Consider the following 19,768-nt stretch of genomic DNA (forward strand, 5'->3'; position numbering starts at 1 on the left):
AAGGCCGATGCACTACGAATGAATCCCGGTAGCAGCACCAGGGCCACGCCCGTCAGTTCGCCCGCCTGCGGATCCGCTCCCCAGCCGAGCAGTTGGGCGCGCCAGCCCTCCTTGACCTCGGCCCAGGAGGGGAGTTGGAGGAATCCGGCGCCGAGTACGGCGCCGGCGGGGGACGCGAGGAAGGCGCGGTAGGTCTCCGCGGGGATGGTTCGCAGGACCACGTCCCGGTTCCGTGCCTGGGGCACGCGGCTGGGCGGCACGAGCAGCGCTGACACAGTCTGAGCCTCTCCTTCTCCCCGGCCCTGTCGCGGGGACACAAAGGAGGCTCACAGCGGCCCATGACGGCTCCGTCCGGCGAATGTGACCGGACCATGACTATTCCGCACCAGACGCCGTCACCTTGCCCCATAGCGGCTGACCTCGGGTTTTCCGGCTCTACAGTCACGACATCGCCGACTCACCCACCCTTTCCGTCCTTCCCGGAGGTCCCGTTGTCGCGCACCCGTGTACTCGCCCATGCCCGCGTCCGGGCCGCCGTCGTGGCCGCCGCCCTGGCCGCCCTGCTGACGCCGCTCGCCGCCTGCTCGTCGAGCGGCTCCCCCACCACCCCGGACACCGACGGGAAGCCGAGCGCCGAGGACCGCCCTGTCACGGTCACCGTCACACCCGCGGGAGAACGGGTCCCGGCGGGCGAGCCCGTGAAGGTCACGGCCTCCGGCGGCAGACTCACCTCGGTGACCGTCACCGACGGCGAGGGCCACCGGCTCGCCGGCGAGGTCGCCGCCGACGGCCGGTCGTGGGTCTCCGACCGCAAGGCCGTACCCGGCGCGTCGTACGCGGTGACGGCGGCGACCCGGACGCGGGGCGGAACCGCCAAGAGCACCGAGGCCGCCTTCACCACGGCCGAGGCGGACCAGGTCAACAAGGTCGACTGGCGACCGGGCACCGGCTCCACCGTCGGCGTCGCCCAGCCGGTCTCCCTGGTCTTCGACCGTCCGGTGAAGAACCGGGCCGAGGTCGAGAAGCAGCTCAGGATCACCACCTCGAACGGCACCGAGGGCTCCTGGGGCTGGATCCGCGACTACACGGGTCGGGACCGGGTCGACTGGCGGCCCAAGGCGTACTGGAAGCCCGGAACCAAGGTCACGCTGAACGCCGAGCTGAACGGCACCGACTCGGGCGGGGGAGGCGGCTGGTTCGTACGCGACTACAGGACCACCTTCACCATCGGTGCCCGGCAGATCGTCAAGGTCGACCTCGACAGCCACCGGCTCACCCTCGTCCGCGACGGCGAGACGGTACGGCGCATACCGGTCTCCGGCGGCACGCCCGGCGGTGACAAGCGCTCCTGGCGCGGAACCGCCGTGCTGATGGCCAAGGAGGGCACGATCAACATGAACTCCGAGACCGTGGGCCTGGGCGACGCCTACGACAAGATGGTCGACTACTCGATGCGGCTGACCTGGTCGGGCATGTACGCCCACGCCGCCCCGTGGAACGCCCGCTACTTCGGCAACGCCAACCAGAGCTCCGGCTGCATAGGGATGAGCGACGCGAACGCGGCCTGGTTCTACGGGCAGGTGCGGCCGGGCGACCCGTTCGAGATCACCGGCAAGGACACCAAGGGCGTGGTCGCGCCCGGGAACGGCTTCGGCGCGTGGAACCTGTCGTGGGCCGAGTGGCGGCAGAAGAGCGCGCTGCGCTGAGAAGGGGCGTCCGCCGGTCCCCGGCTACTCTGTATACAGAACGGTGTGCGGAGAGAGGGGCACAGAGCACGATGGTCCGGGCCACGGGTAAGAGCCAAGCCGTGTACGAGCAGCTCAAGGGTGCCATCGAGTCGCTGACCCTGCGGCCGGGGGCCAGGCTCGGCGAGGTGCAGCTGGGCGAGGAGATGGGGGCCTCGCGCACGCCGGTGCGGGAGGCCATTCGCCGGCTGGCCCGGGAGGGACTGGTCGACTTCGTGCCGGGGGAGGTGGCGCGGGTGGCCCCCATCTCCCTGGGCGGGGTGCGCGCCCTGTTCGACTTCCGGATGCTGCTGGAGCCCCGGGCCGCCGCCTCGGTCGCCGTCGCGGGTACGACGGACGAGCGGGTGGCGGCCCCGTTCCACGAACTCCTGGAGCGGCTGGAGGACTTCGAGGAGTCGTTCCGCGCGCTGGACGCGGCCCGGCAGGCCCGTTCGTACACCGAGTTCTACGACATCAGCGAGAGCTTCGACCAGGCGGTCATCGCGGCCTGCCGCAATCCCTACCTCGCCCGCACCATCCGCGACCTGCGCAGCGAGACGGTCCGGCTGCGCCATCTGTCGCACAGCGGCCCGCGCCGCATGCTGACCTCGCTCGACGAGCACCGCGCCATGCTCAAGGCGATCTCCCAGGCAGACGCGCAGGCCGCGGAGGCGGCCTGCCGTCATCACCTCGCCCAGACCCTTCAGGCCCTCATCGACAGCCTGACCAGCCAGGATCCCGCGCTCGGGGCGAGCGTCCAGCTGGACGTCACCGGCTGACCCGCGCACTCTCGGGCGCCCGCCCGCCGCACCGCGGGGTCTGGTCTTCCGGCAGGGAATTGCTGTATACAGGAGTGGATACATCATCGCCTGCCGTCGAGAGGCCGCCGTATGCCGCATACCGTCGCCGCCGCCGACCTGCTGGAGTTCGCCGCCGCGGCCACCGAGGCCCACGGCGTTCCGACCGCTCACGCCCGTCTGCTCGCGGACACCTTGGTGACGGCGGAGCTGTGGGGACACGCCTCGCACGGGATGCTCCGCCTGCCCTGGTACCTCAGCCGTATCGCGAGCGGGGCCACCGCGGCCGTGGCCGCCCCGGAGATCGTGAGCGACAACGGGGCCGTGCTCGTCGTGGACGGCCATGACGGGCTGGGCCAGGTGCTCACCGACCGCGCCGTGGGCTGGGGCGTCGAGCGCGCCCGCCGGCACGGAGTCAGCGCGGTCGCGGTCCGCAACTCCGGCCACTTCGGCACGGCCGCCTACTTCACCCGCAAAGCCGCCGAGCAGGGCTGTGTGGCGCTGCTGGCCACCAACGCCAGTCCCGCGATGGCGCCCTGGGGCGGCCGGGAGAAGCGCGTGGGGACGAATCCCTGGTCGATCGCCGCACCCGGCGGGCGCCACGGCACGGTCGTCATGGACATCGCCAACACGGCCGTGGCGCGCGGGAAGATCTACCACGCCAAGGAGCGCGGCGAGCCGATCCCCGAAGGCTGGGCGGCCGACGCCGAGGGAGCGCCGACCACCGACCCGGGACGGGCCGTCGAGGGGCTCATCCTGCCCATGGCCGGCCACAAGGGCTACGCGATCTCCTTCATGTTCGACGTCCTCGCGGGCGTCCTCACCGGCAGCCACTTCGGGTCGGAGGTCGTCGGCCCCTACCGGGCCACCGGCCGCAGCGGCGTGGGGCACCTGCTGATCTGCGTCGACATCGGGGCGATGGCCGAACCCGCCGACTTCGGCCGGCGGATGGAGAGGCTGATCGAGGAGACGAAGTCCACGCCGCCCGCCCCGGGCACCGGCGAGATCCTCGTCCCCGGCGAGCCGGAGACCCGCACCGCCGAACGCCTGCGCACCGAAGGCATCGGGCTCGCCGACGACACCTGGGCCTCCCTCACCCGCATCGCCCGCACCACGGGCACCGCGCTGCCCGCCCCCGTCCCCTCCCCCCAGGAGCCGTCCGCGTGATCACTCTGACCGTGTCCCTCCAGGTCGAACCGGGCCGCCGGGACGACTTCCTCGCGGCCATCGGGGAGAACGCCGAGCGGTCCTTCACCGACGAGCCGGGCTGCCGCTACTTCGACGTCGTCTGCGACCTGGCCGACGACCACCACTTCGTCTTCCACGAGGTCTACGACGACGAGGCCGCGGTCGAAGCGCACCGCGCCGCACCCCACTTCAGGGTCTGGCGCGAGGCAGCGGCCAGGTTCGTCGTACCCGGCAGCCAGGTGAACACCCTCTCCCGCCGTCTGTTCCACCACTCCTGAAGGGCGCCTTCGCCATGTGCACCGACCGTCCCGCCGTACCCAGCCTGCTCATCCGCCCCGACGAGGTCGAACGTTTCGACCGCGGCGGCGGGGTGGCCACCCTCCCCTACGTCGGCAGGTGGAACTCCGAGACGGCGCTCATCACCACGGGTCAGACCGTGTTCCAGCCCGGCACCGGCCTGCCCCTGCACAGCCACAACGTCGAGGAGTCGGTCCTGATCCTCGAAGGCGAGGCGACGGCCGAGATCGACGGCGAGTTCTTCGACCTGGAGGCGGGCCAGGCCACCTGGGTACCGGCCGGCGTCCCGCACCGGTTCCTCAACCGGGGCGAGGGCGTCATGCGGATCTACTGGGTCTACGGCGGCCGGGACGTCACCCGCACGATCACCGCCACCGGCGAGACCTTCGCGCACCTGTCGGAGCACGACAAGGGAGGGGCACCCACCTCATGAGCGGCACCGTCCAGACCGTCGACCCCTCGACCGGCCAGGCGCTGGCCTCCTACGCGGCCTGGGACGCCGGACGGATCGAGGCCGCTGTCGAGCGCGCCCACGCCGCCTCCCGCGCATGGGGCGCGGTCCCGGTCGCCGAACGGGCCGAGCGTGCCCTGCGCCTGGCCCGCACCCTGCGCGAGCACAAGTCCCGGCTCGCGCAGCTGGCCGCGACGGAGATGGGCAAGCCGGTGGCGGAGGCCGAAGCCGAGGTGGAGAAGTCCGCCGTGACCGCCGAGTACTACGCGCAACGCGGGCCCGGCATCCTCGCCGACGAGCACGTGCGCGTCGACGGGGCCGAGGCCTGGGTCGCCCATGAGCCCGCCGGACTGGTCCTCGCCGTGATGCCGTGGAACTTCCCCGTCTGGCAGGTCATGCGCTTCGCCGTCCCGTCCCTGGTGGCGGGCAACGGCGTCCTGCTCAAGCACGCCTCGAACGTCACCGGCAGCGCCCTCGCGCTGGAGGCGCTCTTCCTGGCGGCGGGATTCCCCGAGCGCCTGGTGACCGCCCTGGTCGTCGCCGACGCCGACGTCCCCGACGTCACCGCACGTCTCATCGAGGACGACCGCGTCGCCGCCGTCACCCTGACCGGCAGCAACCGGGCCGGGGCGGCGGTCGGCGCCGCGGCCGGACGAGCGGCCAAGAAGTCCGTGCTGGAACTGGGCGGTTCGGACGCCTTCGTGGTCCTCGACGACGCCGACATCGAAGCGGCCGCCCGGGCCGCGGTGCGGGCGCGCTTCACCAACTCCGGGCAGAGCTGTGTGTGCGCCAAGCGGTTCATCCTGAGCGAGGCGGTCGCCGGGCCCTTCACCGAGGCGTTCGTCCGGGGCGTCGAGCGACTGCGGGTCGGCGACCCGCGGCAGGCGGCCACTCAGGTGGGCCCGCTCGCCCGGGACGACCTGAGAGCGGTGATCGCCCGCCAGGTGGAGGAATCGGTGGCGGCCGGCGCCCGCCTGCTGACCGGCGGGAAGCCGCTGCCCGGCGACGGCTACTTCTTCCCGCCCACCGTCCTGGCCGACACCGCTCCCGGAATGGCCGCCTTCGACGAGGAGACCTTCGGACCCTTGGCCGCCCTCGCCGTGGCGCGCGATGACGACGACGCCGCCCGGCTGGCCGACGCCACGTCCTTCGGGCTGGGCCTGAGCGTATGGACGGCCGACACCGCACGGGGCGTCGCGCTCGCTCGCCGCGTCACCACCGGTGCGGTGTTCGTCAACGCCGTCGTCGCCTCCGACCCGCGCCTGCCCTTCGGCGGCACGAAGCGCAGCGGCTACGGACGGGAACTGGCCGGTGCGGGCATCCGGGAGTTCACCAACACCCGCACGTACTGGATCGCCGGCCGGCCCTCCCGCACGCCGTGAGGCCGCCGGTGCCTCACCAGGCCAGGGCGTCGGCCATGGTCGACTGCCAGTACGAGACCCGGATCGAGTCGTCGACGTGCACGCCCTTCGCGGGGAGGGACGGGCGGGCGGCGGCGCTCGCGCTCTGGTCGAGGTAGACCTCCAGGGACTTGGCCGTGTAGCCGTTGGAGCCGCTGCCGTCGGCGGCCGAGAGGAGGACGCTCGCATAGCCCGACTCGCCGGGGGCCAGCGTGACGACCGCCTGCGGCTTGGAGTCCTCGAAGGCCGGCGGTACGGACTGGGCCTCGCCGAACCGGACCGCCGGATAGCCGACGAGGTTGCAGTTCTTCGAGCCGGTGTTGGTGACGGTGAGCAGAAGGTGGTTGAGGGGGCGCGAGACCTCCGTGGCCGTCGTCCTGGTGGAGGCGGGGGAGCAAGCGGTCCTGGTGGGCCCCGAGTCATCGCCACCCGTGGAACCCGTGGAACCCGACGATCCGGTGGAACCCGACGCGCCCGTAGAGCCGCTCGTGCCGCTCGACCCCGCCGCGCCGCCGGTCGAGCCGCCCGCGTCGGTCGCGCCCTTCCCGGTGGAGGTACCGCCGCTCGCCTTGGGCGAGGGCGAGGTGGAGGCCGTGGACGCCGAACCTGCCGGAGCCCCCTCGTCCTTGACGCCCTCTCCGTTGTTGCACGCCGTCAACGTCAGCGTGACGGCCGTGAGTGCGGCGGCGGCGAGCAGGCGGGTGCGGTGGGTGCGAGTGGACATGTGATCCCCCTTGTGCGGTACGGGTGTGGGCACGGGCCGTACGACCGGGTGCCGGAAGCGGCGTGCCGGGAGCGGCGTGCTTGGATGGCCCAAGCTTGTGCGGTGATCCGTCCCGCCCGCCACGACTGCCGGGGCATCCGGGATGCTGGAACGCTCACACTGGCTCTGACCTGGGGGAATGAGGTTCCCCTGGAACGGGGGTCCGGGACGCGGGGAGAGGGAGGAACGGTGGCGGGGGACGAGTTCGCGGACCTGCTGGGGCAGTTGAAGGAGCGGTCCGGGCTCAGTTACGGGGTACTCGGGAAGCGGCTGCACACGAGCACGTCCACGCTTCACCGGTACGTCAACGGGGACGCCGTACCGACGGACTACGCGCCCGTGGAACGGTTCGCCCGGGTGTGCAGGGCGACGCCCGAGGAACTGGTGGAACTGCACCGGCGGTGGGTGCTCGCGGATGCCCGGCGCGGGGAGAAGGCGGGCGGAGCCGCCGCGGCGGAGACCGGGGCCCGGGCGGACGAGGCCGGGGCCGAAACGGCGTCGGACGAGGGACCGGCGGACGAAGGCGCCGCGGGCGAGGCCGGTTCCGAGGGTGGGCGGCCGATTTCGAAGGCTCCCTGGGCTCGGCGGCGTACCGCCGTTCTCGCCGGGGCCGCCGTGGCCGCCGTCCTCGTGTCGGCCGCGCTCGCGGTGCATCTCGTACCCGGCGAGGGGGATGACGACCGGGGCGGCACGGAGTCCGTGGGGGCCGCGTCCCGGTCCGTCGGCTCCGCCCGTTCCGTCGAAGCGAGCCCCAGCGCCTCCAAGTCGCCCGACGCGAAAAGGAAGTCGGCCTCGCCGTCCGCCTCACGCGACGGCACGCCCACCGCTCCCGCCTCCGCCTCCCGGAGCAGCGGTGCCGGGGCGGGCCAGGGCGGCGGTGCCCCGGACGGGGCCGGCGCGCCCAACGTCGCCGTGAATCCGTACAAGTGGGAAGACCCGTGCGGCCAGCACTATCTGGTCGACCGGGATCCCGAGCGCATGCCTCCGCCGCCGAGCGAGCAGGACGCGCGCGGGTGGGTCACCGCGCTCGGCGGGGTCCCAGCCGGGCAGCAGATGCTCGCGCTGACCGTGCAGGGCACCGGGAAAGCCACCGTCGTCCTGGACGCACTGCATGTGCGGGTGGTGGAGAAGAGCGCGCCGCTCGCCTGGAACGACTACGAGATGGGCGTCGGGTGCGGTGGCGGCGTGGAGACCACGGCATTCAAGGTGGACCTCGACGCCGGGCGGCCCGCGCTCTCCCCCAAGGCCGGTCAGCGGGACTTCCCGTACAAGGTGAGCGAGTCGGATCCCGAGGTCTTCTACGTCTTCGCGGACGCGCGGGCGCACAACGTGAGCTGGTACCTGGAGCTGGAGTGGTCCAGCGGTGACCAGCACGGCACCGTACGCCTCGACGACCGCGGCCGGCCCTTCCGGACGACCGGGAACGTGGGACGGCCCTCGTACGACTATCCGCTGGGTTCCTCCGAGTGGGGGCGGGACGAGTACGAGCCCGACGTCCCCGGCTGAGCGCCGGGCCGGACCGTGGCCTCCCTCACTGCCACCTCGTGCCGCCGCTGACGGGAGACAGCGAGGGCCGGGTCTGGATCTTCGTCTCCGAGAAGCCGTACCTGTCGAAGGCGGTCCGGTTCGTGATCGGGCGGTAGCCGTACCACGCGTCCCAGAGATAGGTCCGCGAACTGTCGTTCGTCCTGGCCAGGAAGGCGTTGGCCAGCTCGCGGGCCTCGTCCCAGGCGCAGTCCGCGAAGACGCCGCCGCTGACGACGGCGACGCCGTTCCAGTCGTCCCACAGGTTGAAGTAGATGGCCGGGGACTGGCACCGGGCGCAGCACCCCGCGGCCCTGATCCAGTCGCTCCAGGACGAGGCCGACCAGGCAACGGACCCCGCCTCCCTCGACCGCCGGCAGCGCGCGGCCGCCGCGGCGGACCGGCGCTGCGACGCCGAGAGCGGTCTGCGTGCCGCGCTCGCGGCGGCGCGGACGGCCTTCCTGCGACAGCAGCCCGGGACGACGCTGACGCGGCTGGAGGGAGTGTGGCACGTCAGGCAGCAGGCGCTCCGGCGAGCCGCCTGGCAGGTCCCGTCTCCTCGCTGACACCCTCGTTGATCCCAACTACCCTGAACCTGGGAGCAGTTGTGCGCCTCAAGGGGGACGAGTGATGCCGGGGTTCCGACAGCGTTACGCGGCGGCACTGCTCGCGGCCGCCTGGGAGAGACTGCGGCCGACCGGCAACCGCGTCACCGGCTACGTCGCGGTCTGCGCGGTCGGCGCGCTCGTCGGTACCTCGCTCGCCGTCGGGGCCGGTGCGTCGGACGCCCGGCCCCGGCTCGCCGACATCGGCGCCTGGCTGGCCGCCGGCGAGAAGGGCGAGGTCGTGCACGCGCACGGTCTGACCGGTGCCGTGGACGGGCGGGCCGTACTGCCGGCCGGGACGGCGGGCCACCCGGTCTCGGTCGCGCAGGACGGCGACACCACCCTGGTGCTGGACGAGCGGACCGGCCGGGTCGTGCGGATCGACACCGCCCAGCTGACCGCCGCGCAGTCCGCGGACCACGGTGCGGCCGGGCTGCAACTGGTCTCCGGCGGCGCGTACGCGTATGTCGTCGACCCCGCGAGGGGCACCGTCCAGCGGATCGACCCGGCGCTGACGACGGCCGAGAGCCCGCCCGTGGAACTGGGCGGGCGGCCGGGGCCCGCCGTGGTGGACGGCGAAGGCACGCTGTGGGTGCCACTGCCGGGCAGCGGCACGGTGGTGCCGTTCGCCGGGGGCCGGAAGGGTACGGCGGTCAAGGTGGCCGAAGCGGGCCACGAACTGACGCTGACCGTGGCCGACGGCCGCCCCGTGGTGACCGACCGGACCGCCGCCGCGATGAAGGTGCTGACGGCGAAGGGCGTGCGCGGCACCTTCGACCTCGGCGACGCGATCGCCGGGGCGGACCCGGCCGGCGTCCTGGTGCCGGCGGGCACCGACGGCTCCGCGGTGCCGGTGCTGGCCTCCGACAGCGGGGACCTGGTGGTGGTCGACGTCCGCAGCGGGCACACCCTGCGCGTCCGCGTGCCGATGCGAGGGCACGAGGCGGGAGCGCCCCAACTGCTGGGCAAGCGGGTCTACATACCCGACGAGTCCACCGGCGGGCTGCTGGTGTACGACACCGCCCTCTCGGCGTCCGCCGCACCGGTGCGGGTCACCGACGGGCCGGGTGAGCTCGAACTCTTCGTACGCGACGGCCTGTTGTGGGTGAACGACCCGGACGGGGCCGGCGCGGCGGTGATCGACGCCGACGGCGAGGTCAGGCACATCGGCAAGTACGGCACGGACGCGCCCTCCGCGCGCGGGCCGGGGGACGAGCCGGTCGAGGACAGCGTCCCGACGGGCGGCCCCGCCGCCGAGGCCCCGCCTCGGGCGGGCGCCCCGGGCGCGACGGGTCCGGCACCGGGCGCCCCCTCCGGCGGACCGTCCGGCGGTGGGTCGGGAGAGACGTCCGGGCCGCCCGGGCCGACGCGGCCGGAACCCGAGCCCGGGGCGCCGGGCTCACCGCAGGCGGAGTCACGGTCGGGCGCCATCCGCATCACCTTCGCCAAGGCGTTGGGGGCGGCCCCGAAGCGCTATGTCCTCAAGGGGGCGGCACCGGGCCAGACCGTCGCCCCGGACGGGGTCGGCCCCGACGGCCCGTTCGCCTTCGAGGTCAGGGGCGGCTCGTGCGAGGAGCAGTACAGCTTCACCGTGGTCGCGGAGTACGGCGGGGGAAGGCCGGACAAGGAGTCGGCGCCGTCGGCGTTCGCGCGGCCGTGTGTCGCGCCGGGGGCTCCGCGGGGGCTCACCGCCACTCCCGCGCAGGGCGGTCATGGCGGCACGGTGAGCTGGCAGGCGCCCGAGGGCGGTGGCTCGGTGACGTACATGGTCAGTGGACCGGACGGGACGGCGCGGACCACGGAACCGGCTTACGCGTACGGAAAGTTGGAGAACGGCTACCCCTACTCGGTGTCGGTGACCGCGAGCAACGCCGCCGGGACGGGCGCGGCGGTGTTCGGGACGCTGAACCTGGTCCCGCCTCGCCAGGAGCTGCCCGTCAAGAACAACATGAACAACCCCGACCGGCTCATCATCCGCAACGAGCCCAGCCACACCCACGGTGGCCGGGCGGGTTCCATGCCCGGGATGTGGGAGGGCCCGGTCACCGTCCACTGCAAGACCAAGGGCACCAAGCCCCCTTCGGTGGACACCGATATCTGGGCCCGCGTCACCTACGAGGGCATCAACGGATACGTCTCCGACCACTTCTTCGACTCCCGCGACAACTCCGACGTCTGGGACTGCACATGAACTCCCCCCACCAGGACGACACCGCCCGCCTCGCCCAGTGCTTCCACGCCCTCGCCGACAACGTCGAGCGTGTCGTCAAGGGCAAGCGCGACACCATCGAGCTGGCCCTGACCTGCCTGTTCGCCGAAGGGCATCTGCTCATCGAGGACGTGCCCGGCACCGGCAAGACCACCCTCGCCCGCTGTCTGGCCGCCTCCATCGAGGCCGACTTCGCGCGGGTGCAGTTCACCCCCGACCTGCTGCCCTCCGACATCACCGGCGTCACCGTCTACCGGCAGAACACCGGCGTCTTCGAGTTCCTCCCCGGCCCGGTCTTCGCCAACATCGTGCTCGGCGACGAGATCAACCGCGCCTCCCCCAAGACCCAGTCCGCGCTGCTGGAGGTGATGGAGGAGCGCCGGGTCACCGCCGACGGCACCACTCACCCGGTGCCCCGTCCGTTCATGGTGCTCGCCACCCAGAACTCGGTGGACATGGGCGGCACCTACCCGCTGCCCGAGGCGCAGCTCGACCGCTTCCTGATGCGGATCACCGTCGGCTACCCGGATCACGCCTCCGAGGTCGCGGTCCTCACCGGAGCCGGGTCGGACACCGGCGCCACGCCCGAGTCGCTGGCCCCGGTCGCCACCGCCCGGGAGATCGCGGAGCTCGTGAAGGCCGCCGCCGAGGTGCAGGTGGCCGACGCGCTGTACGACTACCTGGTGCGGGTGGTGGCGGCTACCCGTTCGCTTCCCGAGGTACGCCTCGGTGCCTCGCCGCGCGGCTCCGTCGCCCTGCTGCGCGCGGTCCGGGTGCGGGCCGCCGCGCAGTCCCGGCCGTACGCGTTCCCCGAGGACGTCAAGGCGCTGGCCGGGCCCGTCCTCGCGCACCGGCTGATCCTCACCCCGGAGGCCGAGCTGAGCGGCCGTACCGGCACGGACGTGATCGACGAAGTGCTGGCCACGGTGGAGCTGAACAGCGGGGCACGCCGCTGATGTTGTCGGCCACCGGGTGGGGCACGCTGGCCGGGGGCGCCGTGCTGACCGCCGTCGGCTACGCGCTCGGGTACGGCGAGGCCGCGGCGCTCGGCGTGACCTGTCTGCTCGCCGTCGCGGTCGCCGTCCTGTGGGCGCTGCCCGCACCCGTGCTGGGCGCCGAGCGGCGGATCGCGCCGGGCAGGGTGAGCCGGGGCGATCCCGCCGAGGGGGTGGTCACCCTGACCAACACCGGGGGCCGTACCCGGCGGGGTCTGCGTGCCGTGGAACGGTGCGGCGAGCTGGACATCCCCGTCGACGTACCGGCGTTGCGGCCGGGCGCCGCGCACGAACTGCGGTACGCGCTGCCCACCGCACGCCGCGGCCGCGTGCCGGTGGGGCCGCTGCGGCTGGAACGCACCGACCCGTTCGGGCTCGCCCGGCGCATGCGCCCGTACGGCACTTCGGACACGCTGCTCGTCCGGCCCCGGATCTGCCCGCTGCCCGTGCTGCCGTCCGGGCAGGCGCACCATGTGGAGGGGCCGGCCTCCGACGCCGCCGACGACGGCTCGCTGACCTTCCACGCGCTGCGCGAGTACGTGCTCGGCGACGACCTGCGACGGGTCCACTGGCGGTCGACGGCCCGCACCGGCACGCTGATGGTCCGTCAGATGGTCGATGTGTCGCTGCCGCACACCACGATCGTGCTGGACACCCGGCGGCGGGCCTACGCCACGGAGGACGACTTCGAGCTGGCCGTGGACTGCGCGGCCTCCGTCGCGTACGCGGCCGCCCGCTCCCACTTCCCCGTGCACCTGGCCGGCGAGGCGGGACCGCTCCTGCACACCGACGGCTCGGGCAGCGACGGCGAGGCGCTGCTGGACGCGCTGGCCGTCGTGCGCCGCTCGGACCTGACGTCCGTGGCCGCCGCCTTCGACGGCCTGGAGAGCCGGCGCGGGGGCGGGACGCTGGTCGTCGTCACCGGCACCGGCGACCCCCGGGGGCTGGGTGCCGTCGGCCGGGTACGGCACCACTTCGACCGGGTGAGCATGCTGCGCGTCGGCGCCGACGCCACGGGCACGGTCACCCGCGAAGTGGCGGGCCCCGGCTCCGACGTACCGCAGACGCGCGTCATGTCGCTGGAGGAACTGCTCGCCGGATGGCGCCGGGAGGCCGTGCGTTGAGCGTCATCGCCCCCGTCCGCACCGCCCCCGCGGCCGCCGCGTCCGGCCGGCGGCACGTACCGGACCCGGACCGCGCCCGACGGCTGTGGTCGCTGCTGCCGGTGGCCGCTCTGTCCGGCGCCGTGGGGTACGGGTTCGTCCCCGTCTTCCGGCCGTCCGACCTGCTTCCGGTGCTGGCGGTGGCCGTGTTCGTCCCGATCGTCCTGTCGGCGGTGCTGTCGGGGCTGCTCGGCCGCCGCCCCGCCACGCCGCTCTGGCCGTCGGTGCTGCTGACCGTCGTCGCCTGGGCCGTCGTCGTCAGCGCGACGCTCTTCCACGAGGTGAGCGACGGCCTGCCCGGCGGGCCCGCGCTGCGCGCCGCCTGGTCCGCGCTGCTCGACGCCCCGCACACGCTGCTCTCCACCATCGCGCCCGCGCCGGGCGAGCCCGAGCTGCTGGTGCTGCCGCACGCCGTCGTCTGGACGGCCGCCGCCGTCAGCGCCGAACTCGCCCTGCGCACCCGCGCCCCGCTGCTCCCGGCCCTCCCCGCGGTCCTCGCCCTCGGCTTCCCGCTGGTGCTCGGCGCGGACGGCCCGGGATCCTCGTACCCGGCCGTGGGCACGCTGGCCGGGGCCGCCGCACTGCTGGCACTGGTCCGTTCCCGGGCCCGGCTCCCGTTGCGCGCCATGGCGCTCCGGCTGCCGGCGGTGGCCGCGCTCGGCCTCGTCGCGGCGTTGCTCGGCCCGCACCTTCCCGGTCTCGGCGCCCCCTACGACCCGCGGGACACGGTCACCGCGCCGATCGTGCGGCCGGAGTCCACCAGCCCGCTGGACCAGGTCGCGGCCTGGACGCGCGACGGCGACGAGGAGGTCTTCACCGTACGGACGTCGGGCGCGGCACCCAGGAACTACCGGCTCGCGGTCCTCGACCGGTACGACGGGACGACCTGGAGCAGCGGCGCCGGGCTGACCCGCACCGGTGGCCGCGTCCCGGCGGAGAAGGACGCCGGCCCGGACCGCACCAGGACGCTCGAACAGCGTTTCACCGTGCGGTCGTTGCCCGGCATCTGGCTCCCCGCCGCCGACCGCCCCTCGTCCGTGCGCGCGCCCGAAGGCACCGCCCTCTCGGTCGACCCGGACAGCGGAATGCTCTCCACGGGAGAAGAGGTCCCGCGCGGCTTCACCTACGCCGCGACCTCCCAGCTCCCGGTGTACGACGCCGGGCGGCTGCGCCACGCGGCCGCCGCCGACGACCCGGCACGGGTGGACCTCCCGGACATCGACGCGGCCGGGCAGCCGATCCCCTCCGTGCGGTCCTTCAGGAGGATCGCCGAACGGGTGACCCAGGGTGCCACCGACCCGTACGAGCGGGCCGTGCGACTGGCGGACTGGCTGCGCGCGACCTACCGGCTCGACCCCGGTGCACTGCCCGGCCACACCTACCGGAGCCTGGAGTTCTTCCTGGCGGACGGAGGAAGCGGCACGTCGGAGCAGTTCGCCGCCTCGTTCGCGGTACTGGCGCGCACCCTGGGCCTGCCCACGCGGGTGGCCGTCGGGTTCCGCCCGGGCACGCGGACCGGCGCCGGCACCTGGCAGGTCCGGGGACGGGACGTGCTGGCCTGGCCAGAGGTGCGGTTCACCGGTGTCGGCTGGGTGCCGTTCCACCCGACTCCCGGCGAGGCCGCGCAGGGCGGCTCCTCCGCCGTGGCGGCGGAGAAGCCCGAGGAACGTCAGCCGGCGGACCGGGAGTCCACCGAACCGGCGCGGCCGACGACGCCGCCGCACGCGCCGGACGAGGCGGCCCCCACCGCGGGGGGCGCGGCCGGCCCGGTGCTGCCGCCCCCGTGGCTCACGGTTCCGCTCGCGCTGCTCCTGCTCGCCACGGCCTGTGTGCTGTACGCGCTGTGGCTGCCGTACAGCCGGCGCCGCGGCCGCCGCGACGACCCGGACGTGCGGCGCAGGGTCCTCGGGGCCTGGCAGCAGATCGCCGAACGCCTCACCGAGATCGGCCTGGCCGCCACGGGAGCGCACACGGCGCAGGAGATCGCCGCCTTCGGCACGGAGCATCTGGGCGGCACCGTAGGCGCGCGTCTGGCCGCCCTCGCCACCCTGGTCAACGAGGTCGAGTACGCGGGCCGCGCCCCCGACCCGGCGGCCGCCGACGCCGCGTGGGCGGACTGCGAGGCGGTCGAGAAGACCGTCCGGCACCGCGTCCCGCGCCACACCCGTCTGCTCCGCCTCCTGCGCTCGGCGGCCCCGGTGCCCCGTCGCTCAGGAGCGGAGCCGAGGAGGCCGCGTCAGGCTGGTTGAGCCGGTGCCGGGCACGGACCGACCGCCCGCAGGCAGAAGCCGACGATCCCCTCGACGACGTCCCGCGGGTCGCGCCCGTCCGGCGGATCCAGCAGCGCCCCGTGCAGCTGTGCCTCCACGGCCTGGACGAGCAGCAGGGCGGTCAGCCGCCGGTCGGGGCCGCCGGCGGTCAGGCGGTGCAGATGGTGCTCGACCTCGGCGGCCAGGGCGCGCTGGTTCTCGCGGAGTTGTCCGGCCGCCGCGGCCGGGCGTGGTGCCTGGTCGTAGAGGAGGCGGTGGGTGCGGGGGTCGCGCAGGTGCAGTGCGGCCAGGGCGGTGACGACCGTGCGGACGGTGTCCTCCAGGGGCGGGGCGCTGCGTCGCAACTCCGCCAGTACGTGGGCGAGTTCGACGGCGAGGTGGTGCACATGGCGCTCGCCGAGCGCGTACAGCAGGGCGTCCTTGTTCGGGAAGTACTGGTAGAGCGAGCCGATGGACACGCCTGCCCGTTCGGCGATGTGGTTCGTGGTCGTCCTCGCGTAGCCGTCCCGTTCGAAAAGCTGAGCAGCCGCTTCGAGGATCGCGTCGTACGTCTCCCGGGATCGCTGTTGACGTGGCCTTTTGCGAGGTGTCGACATGGCTGACGCGGCCGGTCCAATGCGAGTTGCGGGTAACTGAGGATTGCTCACATTCTAGAGGGCATGTTCACCTTCGAGGTCGACGCGCAGGCCGTGTTCGCCGAGCGGGCCCGGCAGTTCACGGCCTGGGGCATACCGGCCGCGACGGTCGCCGAGGCGCGCCACGGGATCGACGAGATGTGGGGCACGAGGGCCCGGGCGTGGGTTCCCGTGTGGGCGCGGGCGGCGCGTGCCGCGGAACGGGAGGGCCGGTGGCTGCGTGCGGCGCAGTTGTGGGGTGCCGCCCGGTTCCCCGCACTGGCCGAGCCGGCCCGGCAGGAGGCGTACGAGCACCAGCGCAGGTGCTACGCCCGGGCCGCCTTCGGCCTTCCCGTCCGGTTCGAGCGCCGCACGGTCGGCGTTCCGGTGGGCGGGCGGACGGTGGAGTTCCCCGTGCATCTGCTGGCCCGGCGGTATCCGCGCAGGCCCGGGGTGCTGGTGATGTCCGGCGGTGTGGACACCTGGAAGACCGAGATCCATCGCATGGCCGTCGCCACGGCGCTCGCCACCGGGCTGCTGGTCGTGGTCGTCGACATGCCGGGCACGGGTGAGTCGCCGGTGCCGCTCGCGCCGGACGGCGACCGGGTGCTCGGCGGGCTGGTGGAGCTGTTGCGCGAGCAGCGGCCGGGCGAGCCGGTGGGGTACTTCGGGCTGAGCTTCGGCGGGCACTGGGCGGTCAAGCTCGCCCTGCGGGGCGTGGTGGACGCGGCGGTGGATCTCGGCGGGCCGACCGGCGCGGCCGGCCGGCAGACCGACGTCCTCGCCCTGCCCTACGGCATGGCCGGGATCATCGGCAACGCGCTCCGGCTGACGGCGCTGCCCGACGCGGCCACCGCCACGGACCTGTTCGGCGGGTTCTCGCTGCGCCGCCAGGGCCTCCTCGACACGCCCGGCGGCTCACCGCTGCTCGCGATCAACGGTGCGGACGACCAGTACATCCCGCTGGGCGACACCACGGGGCTGGCGCCGCGCCCAGGTACGACGGTGTGGATCGTGCGGGGGGCCACGCACTGTGCCGCCGAACGCGTACGGCCCGTCCTCGCCGGTTCGTGGGGCTGGCTGCTGCGGCGGTTCGGGGCGCCCGCCGCCGTGGAACGGATCCTGGGCCTGCCGTCCCGGCGGCACGTGCTCCCGCAGCACCGCGGCACCGCGCCCGGCCTATCCTGGCAGTGAGTGGCCGGCGGTGCCGGTCAGGGGGTTTCTCGGACGTTTCACGAACGAGCCAGGGAGGCCCCCGTGAGTGCGTATCGGGGTCGTACGCCCCTCGCCGCGGCCGCGTTGTCGCTGGTCATGGCCGTTTCCCTGGCCGCGTGCGGCGACGGCGGCGGATCCGGCGACGCGGGCGAGGCCGCCTCCGGCGAGGACGGCTTCAAGGTCGGCCTGCTGTTCAGCCAGAACGTCCAGCCGCGCTGGGAGAACTTCGACAAGCCCCTGATCGAGAAGAAGATCAAGGAGCTGTGCGCGGACTGCACGCTGGACTACGCCAACGCCAAGGGGGACGTCGCCACCCAGCAACAGCAGGTGGAGACCATGATCAACAGGAATGTCGAGGTCCTGCTCCTCAGCGCCGTGAACTTCCGCTCCCTGCGCTTCTCGGTCGAGCGGGCGCACGACGCGGGCATCCCGGTGATCGCCTACGACGGCCTCGTCGAGGGCCCGATCGCGGCCTACGTCTCCTTCGACAACGAACGGGTCGGCAGGCTCCAGGGCGAGGCGCTCCTCAGGGCCCTGGGAGACCGGGCGGACAGCGGCCGGATCGTCATGATGAACGGCCCCCAGACCTCCCCGACCAACGTGGCCTTCAAGACGGGCGCGCTGTCCGTTCTGGAGGACCGGGTCCGGATCGGCAAGGCGTACGACACCCCGGGCTGGAGCCAGGAGACCGCGCACGCCAACATGGAGAGCGCCATCGCCGCGCTGGGCGTCGACGGCATCGACGGCGTGTACGCCGCCAACGACGGACTGGCCGCCGGCGCGATCTCCGCCCTCAAGGCAGCGGGCATCCGGCCGCTGCCCCCCGTCACCGGACAGGACGCCGACCTCGCGGCGGTGCGGCGCATCGTCAGGGGCGAGCAGTACATGAGCGTCTACAAGCCCTTCAAGGCCGAGGCCGACGCGGCCGCGGAGATGGCCGTCGCCCTGGGCCGTGGCGAGAAGCTCGACGCCATCGCCGACACGACGATCGACACCGCCACCACCAAGGACATCCCCGCCGTCCTGCTCGACCCGATCCCGGTCACCGTCGACGACATCAGGGCCACCGTGGTCAAGGACGGTCTGTACACGATCGCCCAGATCTGCACCCCTGAGGTCGCGCCCGCCTGCGAGAGGGCCGGACTCACCGACTGACAGCGGAGGGCCGTCAACGACCCGGGTCCCTCCTCTCCCTGAACCGGGCGGCGCCCGCCGCGAGATCCACGATCGGGGCGGGGTAGTCCAGGTCCGCACGGGCGGCGTCGTCGAGCTGCGGCAGACGGTGGATCGTCCGGGCGTCGAGGTCACGCAGTTCGGGGAGCCAGCGGCGTACGTACCCGCCGTCGGGGTCGAAACGGCGGCCCTGGACGAGGGGGTTGAGGATCCGGTTGGGGCGGGTGTCGGTGCCGGTGCCGGCCGCCCACTGCCAGTTGAGCTGGTTGTCGGCGATGTCACCGTCGACGAGGAGGTCCAGGAAGTGCCGGGCGCCCACCCGCCAGTCGACGTACAGCGTCTTGGTGAGGAAGCTCGCCGCGAGCAGGCGGGCCCGGCCCGGCATCCAGCCCTCGTGGCTCAGCTGCCGCATGGCGGCGTCGACGACCGGGTAGCCCGTGCGGCCCTCCCGCCACGCCTCGGCCTCCTTCGCGGCGCGGCGCCAGCGGTCGTGCCGGGGGCGGTAGTCGTGGTGGGCCGCGTCGGGGCGGGCCGCCAGGACCTGGTGGTGGAAGTCCCGCCAGGCGAGCTGACGGACGAAGGCCGCCGGCCCGGGACCGTCCTGTCCGCGGGCCCGGTGCAGCAGTTCGGCCGGGGAGAGGCAGCCGAAGTGGAGGTACGGGGAGAGCCGGGAGGTGGCGTCGGCGGCCAGGTCGTCGTGGTCGTCGTCGTAGGCGGACAGCGGGCCCGAGAGCCAGGAGCGCAGCCTGCGACGGGCCTCGGACTCTCCCCCGGCGGGCAGGGCCGGCGAGGTGGGGCCCGACGCGAGGGACCGGGTGCCGGGCAGGCCGGCGGAGCGTACGTCCGGCACCCGAACCACGTCCGGAGCGGGCAGGACGTCACGCACGGAGAAGTCCTCCCACCGGCGGAAGTACGGGGTGAAGACCGCGAAGTGGTCCTTGTCCCGGCCCGCGGGCGTCAGCTCCCCCGGCGGTACGACCGTCAACGAGGCGTCGTGGACCCGCAGTTCGCGTCGGTCCCCGGCCAGCTCCGCGCGCAGCCGCTCCTCGCGCCGTACCGCGTAACGGCTGACCCCGGCCGCGAGGTGCACCACCGTGGCCCCGGTCTCCGCCGCCGCCCGGCAGGTCTCCTCGACCACGTCGCCGGCGCGCACCACCAGCCGGCCGCCCCGGGCGCGCAGGGCCGCGTCGAGGTCGGCCAGGCTGTCGGCGAGGAACGCCGCCCGGTTGGGCACGGCGAAGCCGGTGCGACGGACGCCGGTGTCGACGACGAACAGCGGGACCACGCGGTCCGCGTCCCTCAGGGCGGCCGCCAGGACCGGGTTGTCGTGCACCCGGAGGTCGGCGGTGAACAGGGCGACCGAGACGCGCACGGTGATTC

Annotated in this window: 17 protein-coding genes and 1 pseudogene; 14 read left to right on the forward strand and 4 right to left on the reverse strand. The window is 73.8% G+C overall.

Features of this window, described 5'->3' with window-relative positions; translation table 11 throughout:
- Positions 1-20 precede the first annotated feature (20 nt).
- Positions 21-275, reverse strand: a pseudogene (locus ACFU95_RS38085) (peptidoglycan bridge formation protein FemAB); the annotation flags it as partial.
- 216 nt (positions 276-491) lie between these two features.
- Between ACFU95_RS38085 and ACFU95_RS38090 the strand changes: the two are divergent.
- From ACFU95_RS38090 to ACFU95_RS38115, 6 genes are all read left to right on the forward strand, one after another.
- On the forward strand, positions 492-1,706 hold the full coding sequence (locus tag ACFU95_RS38090; RefSeq protein WP_383838049.1) for an Ig-like domain-containing protein: 1,215 nt from the start codon (positions 492-494) through the stop codon (positions 1,704-1,706).
- Between the two features lie 101 nt (positions 1,707-1,807).
- Positions 1,808-2,503 (forward strand): GntR family transcriptional regulator, encoded by a 696-nt coding sequence (locus ACFU95_RS38095; RefSeq protein ID WP_383838052.1) that lies wholly within the window; start codon positions 1,808-1,810, stop codon positions 2,501-2,503.
- A 111-nt stretch (positions 2,504-2,614) separates the two neighbouring features.
- Complete coding sequence (locus tag ACFU95_RS38100; protein ID WP_383838055.1) at positions 2,615-3,688, forward strand: Ldh family oxidoreductase; 1,074 nt, start codon at positions 2,615-2,617, stop codon at positions 3,686-3,688.
- A complete protein-coding gene (locus ACFU95_RS38105) occupies positions 3,685-3,987 on the forward strand; it encodes a putative quinol monooxygenase (RefSeq protein ID WP_383838058.1) in 303 nt (100 codons plus the stop codon). Before ACFU95_RS38100 ends, ACFU95_RS38105 begins: the two co-directional genes overlap by 4 nt.
- A 14-nt stretch (positions 3,988-4,001) precedes the next feature.
- The gene (locus ACFU95_RS38110; protein ID WP_383838061.1) at positions 4,002-4,439 is read left to right on the forward strand and encodes a cupin domain-containing protein; all 438 of its coding nucleotides are present in this window, start codon (positions 4,002-4,004) and stop codon (positions 4,437-4,439) included.
- Positions 4,436-5,839: an aldehyde dehydrogenase family protein gene (locus ACFU95_RS38115; protein WP_383838064.1), complete on the forward strand. Its 1,404-nt coding sequence runs from the start codon at positions 4,436-4,438 to the stop codon at positions 5,837-5,839. The genes ACFU95_RS38110 and ACFU95_RS38115 overlap by 4 nt, the downstream gene beginning before the upstream one ends.
- A gap of 13 nt (positions 5,840-5,852) precedes the next feature.
- Here ACFU95_RS38115 and ACFU95_RS38120 read toward each other — a convergent pair whose 3' ends face one another.
- A complete protein-coding gene (locus ACFU95_RS38120) occupies positions 5,853-6,581 on the reverse strand; it encodes a DUF4232 domain-containing protein (RefSeq protein ID WP_383838067.1) in 729 nt (242 codons plus the stop codon).
- Positions 6,582-6,809: 228 nt separating this feature from the next.
- Between ACFU95_RS38120 and ACFU95_RS38125 the strand changes: the two genes are divergently transcribed.
- From ACFU95_RS38125 to ACFU95_RS38150, 6 genes are all read left to right on the forward strand, one after another.
- Complete coding sequence (locus tag ACFU95_RS38125; RefSeq protein WP_383838070.1) at positions 6,810-8,126, forward strand: helix-turn-helix domain-containing protein; 1,317 nt, start codon at positions 6,810-6,812, stop codon at positions 8,124-8,126.
- Positions 8,127-8,419: 293 nt separating this feature from the next.
- The gene (locus ACFU95_RS38130; RefSeq protein WP_383838073.1) at positions 8,420-8,710 is read left to right on the forward strand and encodes a hypothetical protein; all 291 of its coding nucleotides are present in this window, start codon (positions 8,420-8,422) and stop codon (positions 8,708-8,710) included.
- 64 nt (positions 8,711-8,774) lie between these two features.
- Positions 8,775-10,940, forward strand: a complete 2,166-nt coding sequence (locus ACFU95_RS38135) for a hypothetical protein (protein WP_383838076.1) — start codon at positions 8,775-8,777, stop codon at positions 10,938-10,940.
- Positions 10,937-11,914, forward strand: coding sequence for an AAA family ATPase (locus ACFU95_RS38140; RefSeq protein WP_383838079.1), 978 nt, complete (start codon positions 10,937-10,939; stop codon positions 11,912-11,914). Before ACFU95_RS38135 ends, ACFU95_RS38140 begins: the two co-directional genes overlap by 4 nt.
- Positions 11,914-13,077: a DUF58 domain-containing protein gene (locus ACFU95_RS38145; protein WP_383838082.1), complete on the forward strand. Its 1,164-nt coding sequence runs from the start codon at positions 11,914-11,916 to the stop codon at positions 13,075-13,077. Before ACFU95_RS38140 ends, ACFU95_RS38145 begins: the two co-directional genes overlap by 1 nt.
- Positions 13,074-15,365, forward strand: coding sequence for a DUF3488 and transglutaminase-like domain-containing protein (locus ACFU95_RS38150; protein WP_383838084.1), 2,292 nt, complete (start codon positions 13,074-13,076; stop codon positions 15,363-15,365). The genes ACFU95_RS38145 and ACFU95_RS38150 overlap by 4 nt, the downstream gene beginning before the upstream one ends.
- On the opposite strand, the gene ACFU95_RS38155 is transcribed toward ACFU95_RS38150, so the two are convergent.
- Positions 15,353-15,982 carry a TetR/AcrR family transcriptional regulator gene (locus tag ACFU95_RS38155; RefSeq protein ID WP_383838087.1) on the reverse strand — a complete coding sequence of 210 codons (630 nt, stop codon included), beginning with the start codon at positions 15,980-15,982 and terminating at the stop codon, positions 15,353-15,355. The two genes, ACFU95_RS38150 and ACFU95_RS38155, sit on opposite strands and share 13 nt — an antisense overlap.
- Positions 15,983-16,045: 63 nt before the next feature.
- Here ACFU95_RS38155 and ACFU95_RS38160 point away from each other — a divergent pair, with 63 nt between their 5' ends.
- Both ACFU95_RS38160 and ACFU95_RS38165 read left to right on the forward strand, forming a co-directional pair.
- Positions 16,046-17,194, forward strand: coding sequence for an alpha/beta hydrolase (locus ACFU95_RS38160; RefSeq protein ID WP_383838089.1), 1,149 nt, complete (start codon positions 16,046-16,048; stop codon positions 17,192-17,194).
- A gap of 117 nt (positions 17,195-17,311) precedes the next feature.
- Complete coding sequence (locus tag ACFU95_RS38165) at positions 17,312-18,370, forward strand: substrate-binding domain-containing protein (protein WP_383838126.1); 1,059 nt, start codon at positions 17,312-17,314, stop codon at positions 18,368-18,370.
- Between the two features lie 13 nt (positions 18,371-18,383).
- Here the strand turns inward: ACFU95_RS38165 and ACFU95_RS38170 are convergent, their stop codons facing one another.
- Entirely contained in the window at positions 18,384-19,760 is a 1,377-nt protein-coding gene (locus tag ACFU95_RS38170; protein WP_383838092.1) for a cryptochrome/photolyase family protein, read from the reverse strand.
- Between the last annotated feature and the right edge of the window lie 8 nt (positions 19,761-19,768).

The sequence above is a fragment of the Streptomyces sp. NPDC057623 genome, assembly GCF_042800355.1.
Lineage (GTDB): Bacteria > Actinomycetota > Actinomycetes > Streptomycetales > Streptomycetaceae > Streptomyces.